At 67.9% G+C, this 14060-nt stretch carries 15 protein-coding genes and 3 pseudogenes; 11 read left to right on the top strand and 7 right to left on the bottom strand.

Features of this window, described 5'->3' with window-relative positions; genetic code table 11:
- Window positions 1–38 precede the first annotated feature (38 nt).
- A complete protein-coding gene (locus tag OMW55_RS10500) occupies window positions 39–368 on the bottom strand; it encodes a TIGR02300 family protein (protein WP_264882974.1) in 330 nt (109 codons plus the stop codon).
- A gap of 99 nt (window positions 369–467) precedes the next feature.
- Between OMW55_RS10500 and cmk the strand changes: the two genes are divergently transcribed.
- From cmk to OMW55_RS10485, 3 genes are all read left to right on the top strand, one after another.
- The gene (gene cmk, locus OMW55_RS10495) at window positions 468–1112 is read left to right on the top strand and encodes a (d)CMP kinase (RefSeq protein WP_264882972.1); all 645 of its coding nucleotides are present in this window, start codon (window positions 468–470) and stop codon (window positions 1110–1112) included.
- A gap of 10 nt (window positions 1113–1122) precedes the next feature.
- Complete coding sequence (locus OMW55_RS10490; protein ID WP_264882971.1) at window positions 1123–2796, top strand: thiamine pyrophosphate-binding protein; 1674 nt, start codon at window positions 1123–1125, stop codon at window positions 2794–2796.
- Between the two features lie 71 nt (window positions 2797–2867).
- Window positions 2868–3062, top strand: coding sequence for a YgaP family membrane protein (locus OMW55_RS10485; protein WP_264882970.1), 195 nt, complete (start codon window positions 2868–2870; stop codon window positions 3060–3062).
- Window positions 3063–3068: 6 nt separating this feature from the next.
- Here OMW55_RS10485 and OMW55_RS10480 read toward each other — a convergent pair whose 3' ends face one another.
- Entirely contained in the window at window positions 3069–4367 is a 1299-nt protein-coding gene (locus tag OMW55_RS10480) for an erythromycin esterase family protein (protein WP_264882969.1), read from the bottom strand.
- Window positions 4351–4980, bottom strand: coding sequence for a protein-L-isoaspartate(D-aspartate) O-methyltransferase (locus OMW55_RS10475; protein ID WP_264882967.1), 630 nt, complete (start codon window positions 4978–4980; stop codon window positions 4351–4353). Before OMW55_RS10475 ends, OMW55_RS10480 begins: the two co-directional genes overlap by 17 nt.
- A 36-nt stretch (window positions 4981–5016) precedes the next feature.
- Between OMW55_RS10475 and OMW55_RS10470 the strand changes: the two genes are divergently transcribed.
- A complete protein-coding gene (locus OMW55_RS10470; protein ID WP_264882966.1) occupies window positions 5017–5820 on the top strand; it encodes a class I SAM-dependent methyltransferase in 804 nt (267 codons plus the stop codon).
- On the opposite strand, the pseudogene OMW55_RS10465 reads toward OMW55_RS10470, so the two are convergent.
- A pseudogene (locus OMW55_RS10465) lies at window positions 5813–6583 on the bottom strand (sulfur carrier protein ThiS); the annotation flags it as partial. The gene OMW55_RS10470 and the pseudogene OMW55_RS10465 overlap by 8 nt on opposite strands.
- 72 nt (window positions 6584–6655) lie before the next feature.
- Here OMW55_RS10465 and OMW55_RS10460 point away from each other — a divergent pair.
- Window positions 6656–7081 carry a hypothetical protein gene (locus OMW55_RS10460; protein ID WP_264882963.1) on the top strand — a complete coding sequence of 142 codons (426 nt, stop codon included), beginning with the start codon at window positions 6656–6658 and terminating at the stop codon, window positions 7079–7081.
- 3 nt (window positions 7082–7084) lie between these two features.
- Here OMW55_RS10460 and thiS read toward each other — a convergent pair.
- Window positions 7085–7300, bottom strand: a pseudogene (gene thiS / locus OMW55_RS10455) (sulfur carrier protein ThiS); the annotation flags it as partial.
- Window positions 7301–7337: 37 nt separating this feature from the next.
- Between thiS and aroQ the strand changes: the two are divergent.
- From aroQ to aat, 6 genes are all read left to right on the top strand, one after another.
- Window positions 7338–7769: a type II 3-dehydroquinate dehydratase gene (gene aroQ / locus OMW55_RS10450; RefSeq protein WP_264882961.1), complete on the top strand. Its 432-nt coding sequence runs from the start codon at window positions 7338–7340 to the stop codon at window positions 7767–7769.
- Between the two features lie 34 nt (window positions 7770–7803).
- Window positions 7804–8295, top strand: coding sequence for an acetyl-CoA carboxylase biotin carboxyl carrier protein (accB, locus tag OMW55_RS10445; RefSeq protein ID WP_264882960.1), 492 nt, complete (start codon window positions 7804–7806; stop codon window positions 8293–8295).
- A 4-nt stretch (window positions 8296–8299) separates the two neighbouring features.
- A complete protein-coding gene (gene accC / locus OMW55_RS10440) occupies window positions 8300–9652 on the top strand; it encodes an acetyl-CoA carboxylase biotin carboxylase subunit (RefSeq protein WP_264882958.1) in 1353 nt (450 codons plus the stop codon).
- Between the two features lie 116 nt (window positions 9653–9768).
- Entirely contained in the window at window positions 9769–12123 is a 2355-nt protein-coding gene (locus OMW55_RS10435; RefSeq protein ID WP_264882957.1) for a PAS domain-containing protein, read from the top strand.
- Window positions 12120–12461 (top strand): arsenate reductase (glutaredoxin), encoded by a 342-nt coding sequence (gene arsC / locus OMW55_RS10430; protein ID WP_264882956.1) that lies wholly within the window; start codon window positions 12120–12122, stop codon window positions 12459–12461. The genes OMW55_RS10435 and arsC overlap by 4 nt, the downstream gene beginning before the upstream one ends.
- Before the next feature lie 40 nt (window positions 12462–12501).
- Window positions 12502–13197 (top strand): leucyl/phenylalanyl-tRNA--protein transferase, encoded by a 696-nt coding sequence (gene aat, locus OMW55_RS10425; RefSeq protein ID WP_264883984.1) that lies wholly within the window; start codon window positions 12502–12504, stop codon window positions 13195–13197.
- 35 nt (window positions 13198–13232) lie between these two features.
- Here aat and OMW55_RS13975 read toward each other — a convergent pair.
- Both OMW55_RS13975 and OMW55_RS10415 read right to left on the bottom strand, forming a co-directional pair.
- Window positions 13233–13400: pseudogene (locus OMW55_RS13975) on the bottom strand (DUF2155 domain-containing protein); the annotation flags it as partial.
- Between the two features lie 235 nt (window positions 13401–13635).
- A complete protein-coding gene (locus OMW55_RS10415; RefSeq protein ID WP_264882954.1) occupies window positions 13636–14019 on the bottom strand; it encodes an NADH:ubiquinone oxidoreductase subunit NDUFA12 in 384 nt (127 codons plus the stop codon).
- Window positions 14020–14060 lie beyond the last annotated feature (41 nt).

The raw sequence follows: 14060 nt of genomic DNA, 5'->3' as shown, positions 1-14060 counted from the left end.
CGCCTTTAGGGAATTCACGGCGCGGGTCAAACCCCCTGTTAGAGATTTTCCTCGTCGTCGTCCGCGGCTTCGACGCCCAGGTCGTCGTCGCCCGTGCCGATGTCGACTTCGTCGTCGGCGCTGGGCTCCTCGTCCTCGTCGGGCAGGGCCAGGTCCTCGGCACCGAGGTCCTGATCCGCATTGGCTTCGGGCGCGGCGGCGACGGGCGCTGCTTCGAACGGCATCGGCTGCTTGGACTTGAGCACCGGCTCGGGCACGAACGTGTTGCCGCACTCGATGCAGGTGACCGGGTCATCCTTGCCGAGGTCGTAGAAACGCGTCGAGCACTTGGGGCAGGTGCGCTTGTGGCCCCACTCGGGCTTCACCATGGGAAAACTCCAATTGTCACACGGGCCCGTGGGCGGCAGCCCGGACCAAATCGGCCGGCGCCTTGCCATAGCGGGGGGTGGCTGTCAAAGCCGCGAGCCGTGCCCACCCCCCCTTCCCTCGTCATTGCCGTGGACGGCCCGGCCGCCAGCGGCAAGGGCACGGTCGCCCGTGCATTGGCCGCCCGCTTCGGTCTGCCGCACATGGATACCGGCATGTTGTACCGGGCCGTGGCCCTTAGCCTGCTGCGATGGGGCGGGGATCCTGACAGTGAGTTCGCGGCCTTGCGGGCATGCGACGCGATCGGGTCTCTGATAGATGACGCCGAGCTCCGCAGCGAAACGGTAGGCGGGGTCGCAAGCCGGATTTCGGCCTACCCGGCGGTGCGGCAGGCCTTGTTGGAGCGGCAACAGGAGTTTGCCGGGCAGCCGGACGGCGCGGTGCTTGACGGGCGGGACATTGGGACGGTGATCGCGCCGGGCGCCACGGCCAAGCTGTTCGTCACCGCCTCGCCCGAAGTCAGGGCGGAGCGGCGGGTGGCGGAGCTTCAGGCGCGAGGCATGCCGGTGCACTATCCCGACGTACTGCTGGACATTCGGGCGCGCGACGAGCGCGATAGCCATCGTTCAGCGGCGCCGCTTAAGCAGGCGGCCGACGCGCTGCTGCTCGACACCAGCATGCTTGATCGCGAGGCCGCGGTAGCCGAGGCGATCCGGCTGGTTGAGGCGAGGCTGGCGGCGGTCTAGAGCCGCGGCCATGACCGACACCCCTCCCCTTCGTTCCGGCGGGCGCGTGCTCGTCGACCAGCTGGTCCTCAATGGCTGCGACAGGATCTTCACCGTGCCGGGCGAGAGCTTTCTGGCCGTGCTCGACGCGCTGCACGACACGCCCGAAATAGAGACGGTGGTGTGCCGGCAGGAGGGCGGCGTCGCCTACATGGCCGACGCGGACGGCAAGCTGACCGGGCGACCGGGGGTGGCGTTCGTGACTCGCGGACCCGGCGCGACCAACGCCAGCGCGGGCGTGCACGTGGCATTTCAGGATTCGACGCCGATGATCCTGTTCGTCGGCGACCTCGACCGGCGCGACAAGGATCGCGAAGGGTTCCAGGAGGTAGACTTGACCGCCTTCTTCGCTCCGATCGCCAAGTGGGCGGCGCGGATCGACGATGCGCGGCGCATTCCGGAATATGTCGCACGGGCGTGGCGGGTGGCGACCAGCGGGCGGCCCGGGCCGGTTGTGCTGGCGCTGCCGGAGGACATGCTGCGGGACGAAGTGGCGGTGCCCGACCGGATGCCGGTGCCGGTCGTGGTGGAAAGCCCCGAGCCGGGCGCGGTAGCGGCGCTGTTCGAGCTGTTGAAGGAAGCCGCGGCGCCGGTGGCGATCGTCGGCGGAGCCGACTGGAGCCCGCGCGCGGCACACCACTTCGCCAGCTTCGCCGCACGCCACGGCTTGCCCGTCGCGGCGGCGTTCCGGCGGCAGGACTCGGTCGCCAACGACTGCCCCGTCTATGCCGGCAACCTTGGTTACGGGCCGAATCCGAAGCTGCAGCAACGGATCAGGGACGCCGACCTGCTGCTGGTGGTCGGCGCGCGCCTAGGTGAGGCGACCACCGACGGCTATACGTTGATTACGCCAGACCATCCGGGACAGACCTTGGTGCACGTCCATCCCGATCCGACGGAGCTTGGCCGCGTCTACCATGCCGACTTGCCGATCGCCGCCGACATGGGCGAGTTCGCCGAGATCGTTGATGCGTGGGACGATCCGGAACTGGTGCGGTTCGGCGCCGGCGACGAGGCGCATGCAGAGTGGCTGGAATGGAGCGAGCCCAGGCCGCGGGACGGTGTGGCGATGGACCTGGGACCATGCATGAAGCTGCTGCGCGAGCGGCTGCCGGCGGACACGATCGTGTGCAACGGGGCGGGCAACTTCTCGGGCTGGGTACATCGGTACTGGCGTTACTCCGACTGTCCGACGCAGCTGGCGCCGACCAGCGGAACCATGGGTTATGGCCTGCCCGCGGCCGTTGCTGCGGCGGTGCGGTTTCGTGGTCGGCAGGTGCTGTGCGTCGCGGGTGACGGCGACTTCCTGATGAACGGACAGGAGCTGGCGACCGCCGCGCAATATGGCGCGGATCTGCTGGTCATAGTGGTCGACAACTCAAGCTATGGCACCATCCGCATGCACCAGGAGCGCGAGTATCCGGAGCGGCTGTCGGCGACCGAGCTCAGGAACCCAGATTTTGCGGCGCTGGCACGGGCGTACGGCGGCTGGGCCGCGACCGTCGCGCGGACGGAAGAGTTCGGGCCCGCGCTGGACGAGGCGCTGAGCGGGAGCGGTATTCGGCTCCTTCACGTGAAGACGGACGTGGAGGTGATCAGCCATGCAAGCACGATCACCAAGCTACGGGAACGGGCGCGTACCTAAGGAACATAACGGATAACCAACGAGAATGCGGAGGCGCACGGACCTGGGTGCTTCAAGGCAGGAGAATTGCCATGCTTGCGCGCAATGAAGGCCCGCTCGACCGGACGCTACGGGTGATCCTTGGCTTCGCCATGCTATCTCTGGTGTTCGTCGGTCCGAAGACGAACTGGGGCTATCTCGGGCTGGTGCCGCTGGTCACCGGATTGGTGGGGACCTGCCCGCTGTATCGGCTGTTCGGGTTCAATACCTGCCCCGTGCGGCACTGACGCCGATCACAAGCCGAACGGCCACAGCTCCGCCTCGCGTTCGTCGTGGAGGTCGGCAAGCGGGGTGACGGCGGAAGTCTCGTCGAACCACGCCCAGGCGTCGAATTGCTCGGCGAGCACCGCTTCGCTGTAATGCGACCAGCGTTCGGTGTCTGGGCGATAGATCACCCCGATGAAGCGTTCGAGGCGCTCTTCATGGGCTGGGGTAGGCCCGCCGTCCCGCAGGTCGAGCAGGAAGCGCGGCAGGCCGGTGGCGTGGCTGAGCGCCTCGTGGCTGTCCGGGCGGCTGGGCCGGACCTGCTTGATCTTCATCGGGCCGTCCCAGTCGTCGGCGGCCGCGACCGTGCCGGTGTGCGTGCCGAAGCCGATCAGGCGGGCCGCGGCGCCGAACTTCTCCTTCGCGAGCTGGCCGATGTTGAGCTCGCCCCGCTCGCGGCCCATGTCCGTGGCACGCGCGTCACCGATGTGGCTGTTGTGCGCCCAGACGACCGCCTTGGCGTTCGGGCCCTTGGCGTCGAGCAGCTGGCACAAGGTCTCGAACATGTGGGTGTCGCGGCGATTCCAGCTGTCCTCGTTCGAGTGGAACATGGCGCGGTAATAACTCTCCGCATTCTTCACGAGACGGGCGTTGGCGGCGGCGTCGAGCCACTCGTCACAATCGCCGCCGAGGCACTGGCGTTCGAGCAGGTCGGTGAGGACCGAGATCGCCCCTTCCGCGCAGAAGGCGTAGCCGGCCGAGCGCGCCATCGCGCCATATTGAGCGGGATCGCGGCTGAACGGCGCGAGACAGGAATAACGCTGGCGCGCTTCGGCGGCGAGGGCGGGATCAGTCTCCTCCAGGAATGCGATCACCGCCTGCATCGAGCCGTGAAGATTGTAGAGGTCGAGGCCGTAGAGACCGGCCTGCGCACCGTCGCCGAGCAGCCGGTTGTGCTCGTGCAACCAGCGGACGAAACCGTCGAACTCGAGGTTGCGCCACATCCAGCTGGGGAATCGTCCGAAGGCAGCTTCCTCACCTTCACGGCGGCCGCGGTGGCGGACGAAGCGGTCGAGGGCAGCGGCGTCGGGCCAGTCGGCTTCCAGCGCGACGATCGTGAAGCCGTGGCGCTCGACCAAGCGCCGGGTGATGGCGACGCGGGCGCGATAGAAGTCGGCGGTGCCGTGGCTGGCTTCGCCGAGCAGGACGACTCGGGCGTCGCCGAAGCGGTCGAACGCGGCCGCGAAGGCAGGATTGTCGATGTCGGGGAGCGGCTCCGCGGCGGCGCGCAGCTGCTCGGCCGCGCTTGTGTCAGTCAGCTGGTCCATCGATCAGGGGAACGAAGCGGACTGGGTCTAGCTCCTGCTGCCCGCTTGTCGTCAGCACGGTCAGCACCTGTTCGCCGCCTGCGGGCCCGAGCGGCATGACGATCTGGCCACCGGGTGCCAGCTGCTCCCACCAGGCAGGCGGAACGGCAAGGCCGGCGGCGGCGCAGAGGATGGCATCGTAGGGAGCGTCCGGCGGCCAGCCGCGGGTGCCGTCGCCGTGGACGATGCGGAGGTTGCGTAAGCGCAGGCGTTGCACGCGGTCCTGTGCCTGGGCCGCCAGCTCCCCGTGCCGTTCGATCGCGACGACCGAACGGGCCAGCTGAGCCATGATCGCCGCCGCATAGCCGGAGCCGGCGCCGACCTCGAGCACATGGTCGTGCTCGGACAGGCCGGCGAGCTCGATCATCCGGGCGACGATGAACGGCTGGCTGATGGTCTGCCCGGCCGCGATGGGAAGGGGGCGGTCGTCGTACGCCCGAGACTTTAGCTCGGGCGAAACGAACAGCTCCCGCGGGACGGCGACGAAGGCGCGGAGAAGGCGCGGATCGTTGATGCCGCGGCGCACAAGGTCGCGCTGAATCATCCGCTCGCACAAGTCGCGGAAATCTGTCATTGTCACCGCTCAAAGCCGCAGAGGGACGAGCGTTCCATGAGCACCAGCGACAGCGCGTTCAGCGGTTCCATCCCGGGCATCTACGACCAGCATCTGGGGCCCCTGCTGTTTCAGCCCTATGCCGCGGAAGTCGCCCGGCGCGTGCAGGCGTGGGAGCCCCGGCGCATCCTGGAGACGGCGGCCGGCACCGGGCTGGTGACCGCGGCGCTGGCCCATGCCTGCCCGCAAGCTGAGGTCCTGGTCGCTACCGACCTCAATCCGGCGATGCTGGACGTGGCCAAGCGGCGCACGACCAACCTTCGCGAGCACGTCCGGGTGCAGCAGGCCGACGCGCAGGAGCTGCCGTTCGCGGATGGCGAATTCGACCTGGTGGTCTGTTCATTCGGGCTGATGTTCGTTCCCGACAAGGTGCGGGCCAACGCCGAAGCACGCCGCGTGTTGCGGGACGGCGGGCGTTACCTGATGGCGATCTGGGACCGGCTGGAGCGCAACCCGGCGACCCACCGGGTGCACCAGGCTCTGGCCACATTCCTGGCCGACAACCCGCCGCAGTTCCTGGCACGGACTCCGTTCGGCTATGCCGACGAGGCGCAGATCGAACAGGATCTGCTGGCGGCCGGCTTCACCGACATCGAGCTCGAAACGGTAGCACTGGAAAGCCTGCCCACGGCCGGGCCGGAGGACGCGTCGCTCGGCATGGTGGAAGGCACGCCGCTGCGGGGGGAGATAGAAGCGCACGGGCCGTTCATGCTGGAGCGGGCAGAGGAAGCGGTGCGTGCCGCCTTGTCGCACGACTTCCCGCGCGCCCTGTCGGCGCACGTGGTGACGGCAATCAGATAAGGCCGGCCAGCGGACTCGACGGGTCGGCGTAGCGGCGCTTGGCCATGCGCCCGGCGCGATAGGCGAGCCGGCCAGATTCGACCGCCGCCTTCATGGCACGGGCCATCAGAATCGGGTCCTTCGCCTCGGCAATGGCAGTGTTCATCAGCACACCGTCGCAGCCGAGCTCCATCGCCGCCGCCGCATCGCTGGCGGTGCCGACACCGGCATCGACCAGCACGGGCACTTTCGCCCCCTCGACGATCAGGCGGATGGTGACCGGGTTTTGCACGCCTAGACCCGAACCGATCGGCGCGCCCAAGGGCATGATCGCCACCGCGCCGGCGTCCTCGCAGCGGCGGGCCATGATCGGATCGTCGGTGCAGTAGACCATCACCTCGAAGCCCTCTTTCGTGAGGAGCTCCGTCGCGCGGACGGTCTCGATCATGTCGGGGTAGAGGGTCTTGGCCTCGGCCAGCACCTCCAGCTTGACCAGCTTCCAACCGCCCGCCTCCCGCGCCAGGCGCAGGGTGCGGATGGCGTCCTCGGCGGTGAAGCAGCCGGCGGTGTTCGGAAGGTAGGTGACCTTCTTGGGGTCGATGTGGTCGGTCAGCATCGGCGCGTTGGGATCGGAGATGTTGACCCGGCGCACGGCCACCGTGACGATCTCCGCGCCGGACGCCGCGACGGTGGCCGCGTTCTGCTCGAGGCTCTTGTACTTGCCGGTGCCGACGATCAGCCGCGAGCGGAAGGTGCGGCCGGCAACGGTCCAGCTGTCGGCGTCGATGTTCTGCGGTGCGTTCACGGCCAGTTTCCCGAGGCGAATAGAGGAGCGCGCTGATATGGGAGTTCGGCCATGATCGCAAAGCTCCTCTGTGTCGCGGCGGCGATCGCCAACGCTCAACTCGAGTCAGCGCCGGCGCAGCAAGTGGTGGTGCAGGGCAGCGCTGCCAAGCCGGCGATCGAGCGCATCCTGCAGGCGGACAATCTCGACGTCGAACAGCTGCCCGCTGACGAGGTGGCCGCGCGAATGGCGGAGATCACGCGCGGTGCGGCGCCGGCTGAGTTCTGGGCAGCCTACCAGGCGCATGTGCGGGCATGGCAGGACTATGCGGCCGCGAAGGCACGCGCCCGCTCGGCAGCTGCGGGCGACCCCGACGGGCAAGTAGATGGACGCGCGATTGCGGATGCACGCGGACGGATCAACCGGACTTTCGATGCCGTGAAAACGATCGCGAAACGCTACGGCGCGTGGCCGCCGCGCACGCCGACGCGGCTCTGATCAACCGCCACCAACGAAGTGCACGATCTCGTAATCGTCGCCATCCTCGACCTGCACCTGCGCCAGCGTGGAGCGTGGAACGATTTCAAGATTGCGTTCAACGGCAACCCGCGCGGGGTTCAGGCCGATCTCCTGCACCAGGCCCGCGACGGTGGTTCCGGCCGGCACTCGGCGGTGCTGGCCATTGACGCTGATCGAACAGGTTTCGGTCTCGCTCATTGACTGGTGCACTTAGGTGGCGGAAGGCAGGGCGGCAATGCGCAAGGTGCTTGTCCTGAACGGTCCCAATCTTAACCTGCTCGGCACGCGCGAGCCGGCGATCTACGGCTCGCAGACGCTCGACGACATCGCGGGCGAACTGCTCGGACGCGCCGGCGAGCTCGGGCTGGAAGTGGATGTGCGCCAGTCGAACCATGAGGGCCACCTGATCGATTGGCTCCACGAAGCGCAGGCGGACAAGGTGCACGCCGTCATACTGAACGCGGGCGGGTTCACGCACACGTCGGTGGCCCTGCGCGACGCGGTGGCGGCGATCACTACCCCGGTGATCGAAGTGCATCTCAGCAATCCGCAGGCCCGCGAATCCTTTCGCCACCGAAGCCTGATCTCGGGCGTTTGCACAGGTTCGATCAGCGGCTTCGGCGCCCTGTCCTACCGGCTGGCACTGGACGCCGCCGCCCGGCTCTGACAGAGCGCCCGCGCAAAAGCACAGGGAACGGATCATGGCTGAAGAGACGAGCGCCGACAGCTCGAGGCAGATGCGCGTGGACAGCGCGCTGGTGCGCGAACTGGCCGAACTGCTTGCCGCCAACGAGCTGAGCGAGATCGAGGTCGAGGATGGCGACCGCAAGATCCGCGTGAAGCGCGAGCTGACGGTGGCCGCCGCGCCCGCCACGATGGTTGCCGCCGCGCCGGTGCTAGCCACGGCTCCGATTGCCGCTCCGACCGAAGCTGCTCCCGTTGGCGATGCGCTGCCGGCCGGTGAAGCGGTCAAGTCGCCGATGGTCGGTACCGCCTACCTGTCGGCCGAACCAGGGTCCAAGCCGTTCGTTGGGCCGGGCGACACGGTGCGCGAGGGCGACACGCTGCTGATCGTGGAAGCGATGAAGGTAATGAACCCGATACTCGCACCGCGCGCCGGTAAGGTGGTGCAGGTGATGGTCGCCAACGCGCAGCCGGTGGAGTTCGACCAGCCGCTGGTCGTGATCGCTTAACCCGATGGCCAAGATTACCAAGCTGCTGATCGCCAATCGCGGCGAGATCGCGCTGCGCATCCACCGCGCGTGCCACGAACTGGGCATCAAGACGGTGGCGGTGCATTCGACCGCCGACGCAGATGCGATGCACGTGCGCCTCGCCGACGAAGCGGTGTGCATCGGGCCGCCCGCCGCAACCGACAGCTATCTCAACATCGCCAACATCATCTCGGCCGCGGAGATCACGCACGCCGACGCGATCCACCCGGGCTACGGCTTCCTTTCCGAGAACGCGCAGTTCGCGGAGATCGTGGAACTGCACAACATCATCTGGGTCGGGCCCAAGCCCGAGCACATCCGGGTGATGGGCGACAAGGTCGAGGCCAAGCGCACGGCGGCGAAGCTCGGCTTGCCGCTGGTGCCGGGCTCGCCGGGGCCGCTGGAAACGATTGAAGAAGCAATGCAGGTGGCCGAGGAGATCGGCTATCCGGTGCTGATCAAGGCCGCATCGGGCGGCGGTGGACGCGGCATGAAGGTGGTGCCGGCGCCGGAGCAGCTGGAAAGCCTGATGATGCAGGCCTCGTCGGAGGCCAAGGCGGCGTTCGGCGACGCGACCGTCTATATGGAAAAGTACCTCGGCGACCCCAAGCACATCGAGTTCCAGGTGTTCGGCGACGGCGAGGGCGCGGCGATCCATCTGGGAGAGCGCGACTGTTCCATCCAGCGCCGTCACCAGAAGGTGATTGAGGAAGCGCCGTCGCCGGTGATCAGCGCCGAGCAGCGCGCAAAGATGGGCGGGATCGTCGCCAATGCGATGGCGGCCATGGGCTATCGCGGCGCGGGCACGATCGAGTTCCTGTACGAGGACGGGCAGTTCTACTTCATCGAGATGAACACCCGGCTGCAGGTCGAGCACCCAGTGACGGAGATGATCAGCGGCCTCGACCTTGTGCGTGAGCAAATCCGTATCGCGCAGGGCGAAGGACTGACAGTGCCGCAGGAAAGGGTGCAGCTGACCGGTCATGCGATCGAATGCCGGATCAATGCGGAAGACCCGGAAACCTTTGTGCCGTCGCCAGGGCTGGTGAAGAACTATGTTGCGCCGGGCGGCATGCACGTGCGGGTCGATAGCGGGCTGTACGCCGGCTACCGGGTGCCGCCCTACTACGACAGCATGATCGGCAAGCTGATCGTCTATGGCGCGGACCGCGAGGAATGCATACGCCGCTTGCGGCGAGCCCTGGAGGAGTTCGTGGTCGAAGGCATGAAAACCACCGTTCCACTCCACCAGCGGGTGATCGATACGCCCGAGTTCATGGACGGCAATTATACGATCAAGTGGCTGGAGCGCTGGCTGGAAGAACAGCGTTCATAATGGCGCTTGGCCGGAAAGCAGCCAGCGCGGTTGTCGATTAGGTCTTTGGTCCAGCATAAACCCACATTAAGCAATGAATCCTTGCGTGCGTCGCGTCGGCGAATAGTTTCGCATTCATGAACGAGCAGTCTTCGCTGGCGGCTACAGCTGCGAAGAACGCGACGGGGCAGATGGGACAGGAGGAGCGGCGCGCTTCCTTTCCCCTGTTCTTCGTGTTGCTGCTGCTTGTTTATGCGCTGACCGCGGCCGCTGGCCTGCGCTGGGCCACCGTGAGTGGGGTTGCTTCGCCGATCTGGCCGGCCGCGGGGGTCGCCTTCGCCGCCTTGTTGCTGGGCGGCCGGCGGTTGTGGCCGGCCGTGGCGCTCGGCTTCGTCCTCGCGGCGCAGTTGACGGGCGCGGATCAACCGCTGGTTGCCCAGGCGGCGATCGGGTTGAGCAACGGCCTGGCTGCGCTGGTCGCAGCGACCCTGGTCCGCCGGCTGCAGCCGGGTCCGCTTGCGCTCACCTGTGTGCGGGAGGTCCTTGTTCTGGTTGCTGCCGCCGCCGTTTCGTCCGCCATGGCCGCGACAGCCGGGGTCGGCATCCTGCTGGTGCGTGACGTAGTTCCGCTTGCGGCGGCTGGTGGCGTGCTGGAAACCTGGTTCTTCGGCGACGCGGTCGGCATCCTGTCGGTGGGCGCGCTGATCTTGAGTCTGGCCGGCCTCCGGAGCGACGCCCTGGTGACGCGGCGGCAGGTTGGCCTGGCCGTTTCGCTGGTGATGCTGGCGGCGATCACGGCCGCCGTGTTCTTCGGGGGGCAGGTGCCGAGGGCCTGGCTGGTCTTTCCGATCTTGGCCTGTATCGCCTTGCTGTACCGGGTGCCGGGCGCGGCGGCTGGCCTGGTGATCGTGTCGCTGGTGGCGAGTGCCGGGACCAGCATGGGTCACGGCCCGTTTGTGCTGGGCGGGCCAGCCAGCGCCGACTTGGTCCTGCTGCAGCAGTTCCTCACGGTGACCAGCTTGACCAAGCTACTGCTCGCGGCCGCAGTCCACGAACGCGACAGCCAGCTGCGCCTGACCGACGCAATCGGCAAGGAGCTGTCGGCACGCGAGGAGCTGCAGCGGACGACGTCTCTGCTCAACGTAATCGGCGATGCAGCGCCGAGCCTCATCTACGCCAAGGACCGGGAGGGCCGGTTCATCTACGCCAACCAGGCGGTGCTGGAACTCTACGGCTGTGATGTGGCCGAACTGATCGGGCGGACGGACGCCGACTTCGCCGGCCCGGAGGATGCTGCCGAGTTCCGCCGCAACGATCGCCGCATCATGAGCACGGGCAAGGCCGAGGAACTGGAGGAACAGGTAACGGGCGATAGCGGCACCCGCATCTTCCTGTCGGTCAAGGCACCGCTGCGCAACCAGGGCGGGCAGGTAATCGGCATCGTCGGCACCAGCACGGACGTAACCGAGCGGCACCAGCGGCGGGAGGAGCTGGTCCGGATGGCGCAGCGGGCCGAGACGGCGCAGCGGGCGGCGCGCTCGTCGCTGTACGAGATCGACGTGGCGACGGGCCTGATCAGCCGCGATCCGCTGATCGCGGAGCTGTGCGGCCTCGCGCCCGACCGGATCGTGCCGACCCAGCACGGGTGGGAGCAGCACATCCACCCTGATGACGTGCCGGCGTTCCGCAACACCGTCCGGGTCGCCCTCGAGCGATTCGAGCGATTCGCGATGGAATATCGCGCGGTGGCCGCCGACGGACGTCACATTTGGCTGGCGGATACGGGTCAGATCGAACGCGGCGCGGACGGCAGGCCGACGCGGGTGATCGGGTTGGTGATGGACGTAACTGAGCGCAAGGTTGCGGAGGAGCGGGAGCAGCTGCTAGCCCGCGAAGTCGATCACCGCGCGAAGAACCTGCTGGCGGTGGTGCAGTCGGTTGTGCAGCTCACCCGCGCCGATGACGCGGATGCGCTCAAGGATGCCATCACGGGACGCATCCAGTCGCTGGCACGGGCGCACAGCCTGCTGGCCAGTTCGCGCTGGTCCGGAGTGGACTTGATGCCGCTCGCGCACGAGGAGCTCGCGCCGTACGCTGAGCGGGACAGTGCGCGAGTCACGATCGACGGGCCGCACCTCCGACTCAAGCCGGCAGCGGCCCAGAGCCTGGCGCTGGTGCTGCACGAGCTAGCCACCAACGCCGCCAAATATGGCGCGCTGTCGCGGATCGGCGGCCGGGTGGACCTGAGCTGGTCCGTGCGCGATGGACAGGCGATTCTTCAATGGCACGAGTACGGCTGCCCGGGCGGGACGCCACCCGGCCGCGCCGGGTTCGGGTCCAAGGTGATCCGCAACAGCGTGGAGCGGCAGCTGCGCGGCTCCGTCGCTTACACCTGGGCCGACGACGGGCTGCAGGTCCGACTGGCGATCCCGCAGGACCATGTGAGCCGGCTTGCCGAACCGGACGCGGATGCGGCAGGGGCAGCTGCATGAAGGCGACCATCTACCACAATCCGGCGTGCGGCACGTCGCGTAAGACGCTCGACATCCTGCGCGAGCATGGCGCGGAGGTGACGGTGGTCGAGTATTTGAAGCAGCCGCTGACCCGCGACGAATTGGCCGGATTGTATGCCGAAGCCGGAATGCGGCCCCGCGACGGCCTGCGCGCCAAGGAGGAGCTGGCAATGGAGCTGGGGTTGGCCGGCGCGGACGACGAGGCAGTGTTGCAGGCGATGGCGGCGCACCCGGTACTGGTCGAGCGACCGTTGGTCAGGACCGAGAAGGGTGTCCGCCTGTGCCGGCCGCAGGACGCGGTCCGGGACATACTCTGAGCGGCGCGGACGCGGCGGGCCTTGTCGGGCGAGCCACGTGATCCGGCTCGATCCTCGGCTGGTACTGCAGGGCTATGCCAGCGGCATCTTCCCTATGGCGGAAACCCGCGACACGGACGAGCTGTTCTGGGTCGAGCCGCGCGAGCGCGCGATCCTGCCGATCGACGGCTTCCACCTGTCGCGCTCCCTGGCGAAGCGGCTGCGGTCCGGGCGCTTCCACGTCACCCGTGATCGCGACTTCGCCGGCGTGATCCTCGGCTGCGCCGACCGGCCCGAGACCTGGATCAACGGTCCGATCGAACAGGCCATGCACGACCTCCACGCGCAAGGCGCGGCGCATAGCGTCGAGGTATGGCGTGGAAGCAGGCTGGTCGGCGGCATATACGGCGTGAAGCTCGGCCGTGCCTTCTTCGGCGAAAGCATGTTCAGCCGGGAGACGGATGCGTCCAAGGTGGCGCTGGCGTGGCTGGTAGCGCGGCTGAAGGTCGGCCGGTTCACCCTGCTAGACTGCCAATTCATCACCGATCACCTGGCGTCGCTGGGCGCGATTGTGGTGCCGCGGACGCTCTACTCGGCGTTGCTGGGCTCGGCGCTGGGCGGCGGCGCTGACCTGGCGCGGCGAGACGGGCGAGCCTCGTTCGCCGCATTGGACGAGCTGCTGTCGGCGCGCGGAGCGGCCGGGGCGGACGGACCGGCAGGGAAGGTCATCGCGCAGCTCTTGACCCAGACGTCGTAGACCGGGTGCTCGACCACGTTCAGCGACGGCGATTCCTTGTACAGCCAGCCAGAGAAGACGCGGCGCCATTGGCCGCCCGGCTGCTGCACATCGACCTGCACAAAGGCGCCGGTGAGCTTGTCGAACTCCCACGGCGGAGTGGTCTCGCACGCGCCGAGGCGGACGATGATGTCGTTGCCCCTGGCAGCCTGGCCGGGCCGCATCCGGAGATCGCGGGAAATGCCATTGCGCTTGTTGAGGATGCCGATCACCGCCACTCGCTCCGCCATCGGAGTTGCGCCGGGCACCTGTGTGGATTGCTGGGCAGCAACGGGCGCAATTTGCGGCTGGCCGGCGGCGGGCTGCGCCTCCTGGCGGTTGCCACTGCCGGGCAGCCGGTCGCAGCCGGCCAGGGCAAGGCCAAGCAGCAGCAGTCCGGTCAGGCGCTTGGCCGCCACCTTATTCGGGAGTCCAGGCCTGGTAGTCGCCCGTGGCCGCCGGACGCTGCCCGCCGCGGCTGAGCGAGCCGGAAGGCCGGTACGTCTCCCCGGTGCCAGTGAGGTTGGGCACGGCGGGCTTCTGGAATGGACGGCGCGGGGGCAGCGCCTTGTCAGGCACGTCGTCGATCTGGCCGCGCAGCCAGCTCTGCCACTCCGGCGGGGTGCGGCTGGCGTCGTTGCTGCCGTTGTAGATGACCCAGCGACGAGCCGGGTTCTTGGCGTGGACGAAGTAGAGGTTACCGAGCGCGTCCTTGCCGACCTGGTTGCCGAACCGGCGTGTGAACAGCGACGTGCCAAGTGTCGCCCCATTCCACCAGGTGAAGATGCTGCCGAGGAGTCCCATGGGGGCGTCCCTGCCCGCTCGTAACGGCAAGCGCAAGCGCC

Source organism: Sphingomonas arvum, from assembly GCF_026013565.1.
Taxonomy (GTDB): domain Bacteria; phylum Pseudomonadota; class Alphaproteobacteria; order Sphingomonadales; family Sphingomonadaceae; genus Sphingomicrobium; species Sphingomicrobium arvum.
Note: the sequence above shows the minus strand (reverse complement) of the source record. Positions and strands in the feature narration are given on the sequence as shown.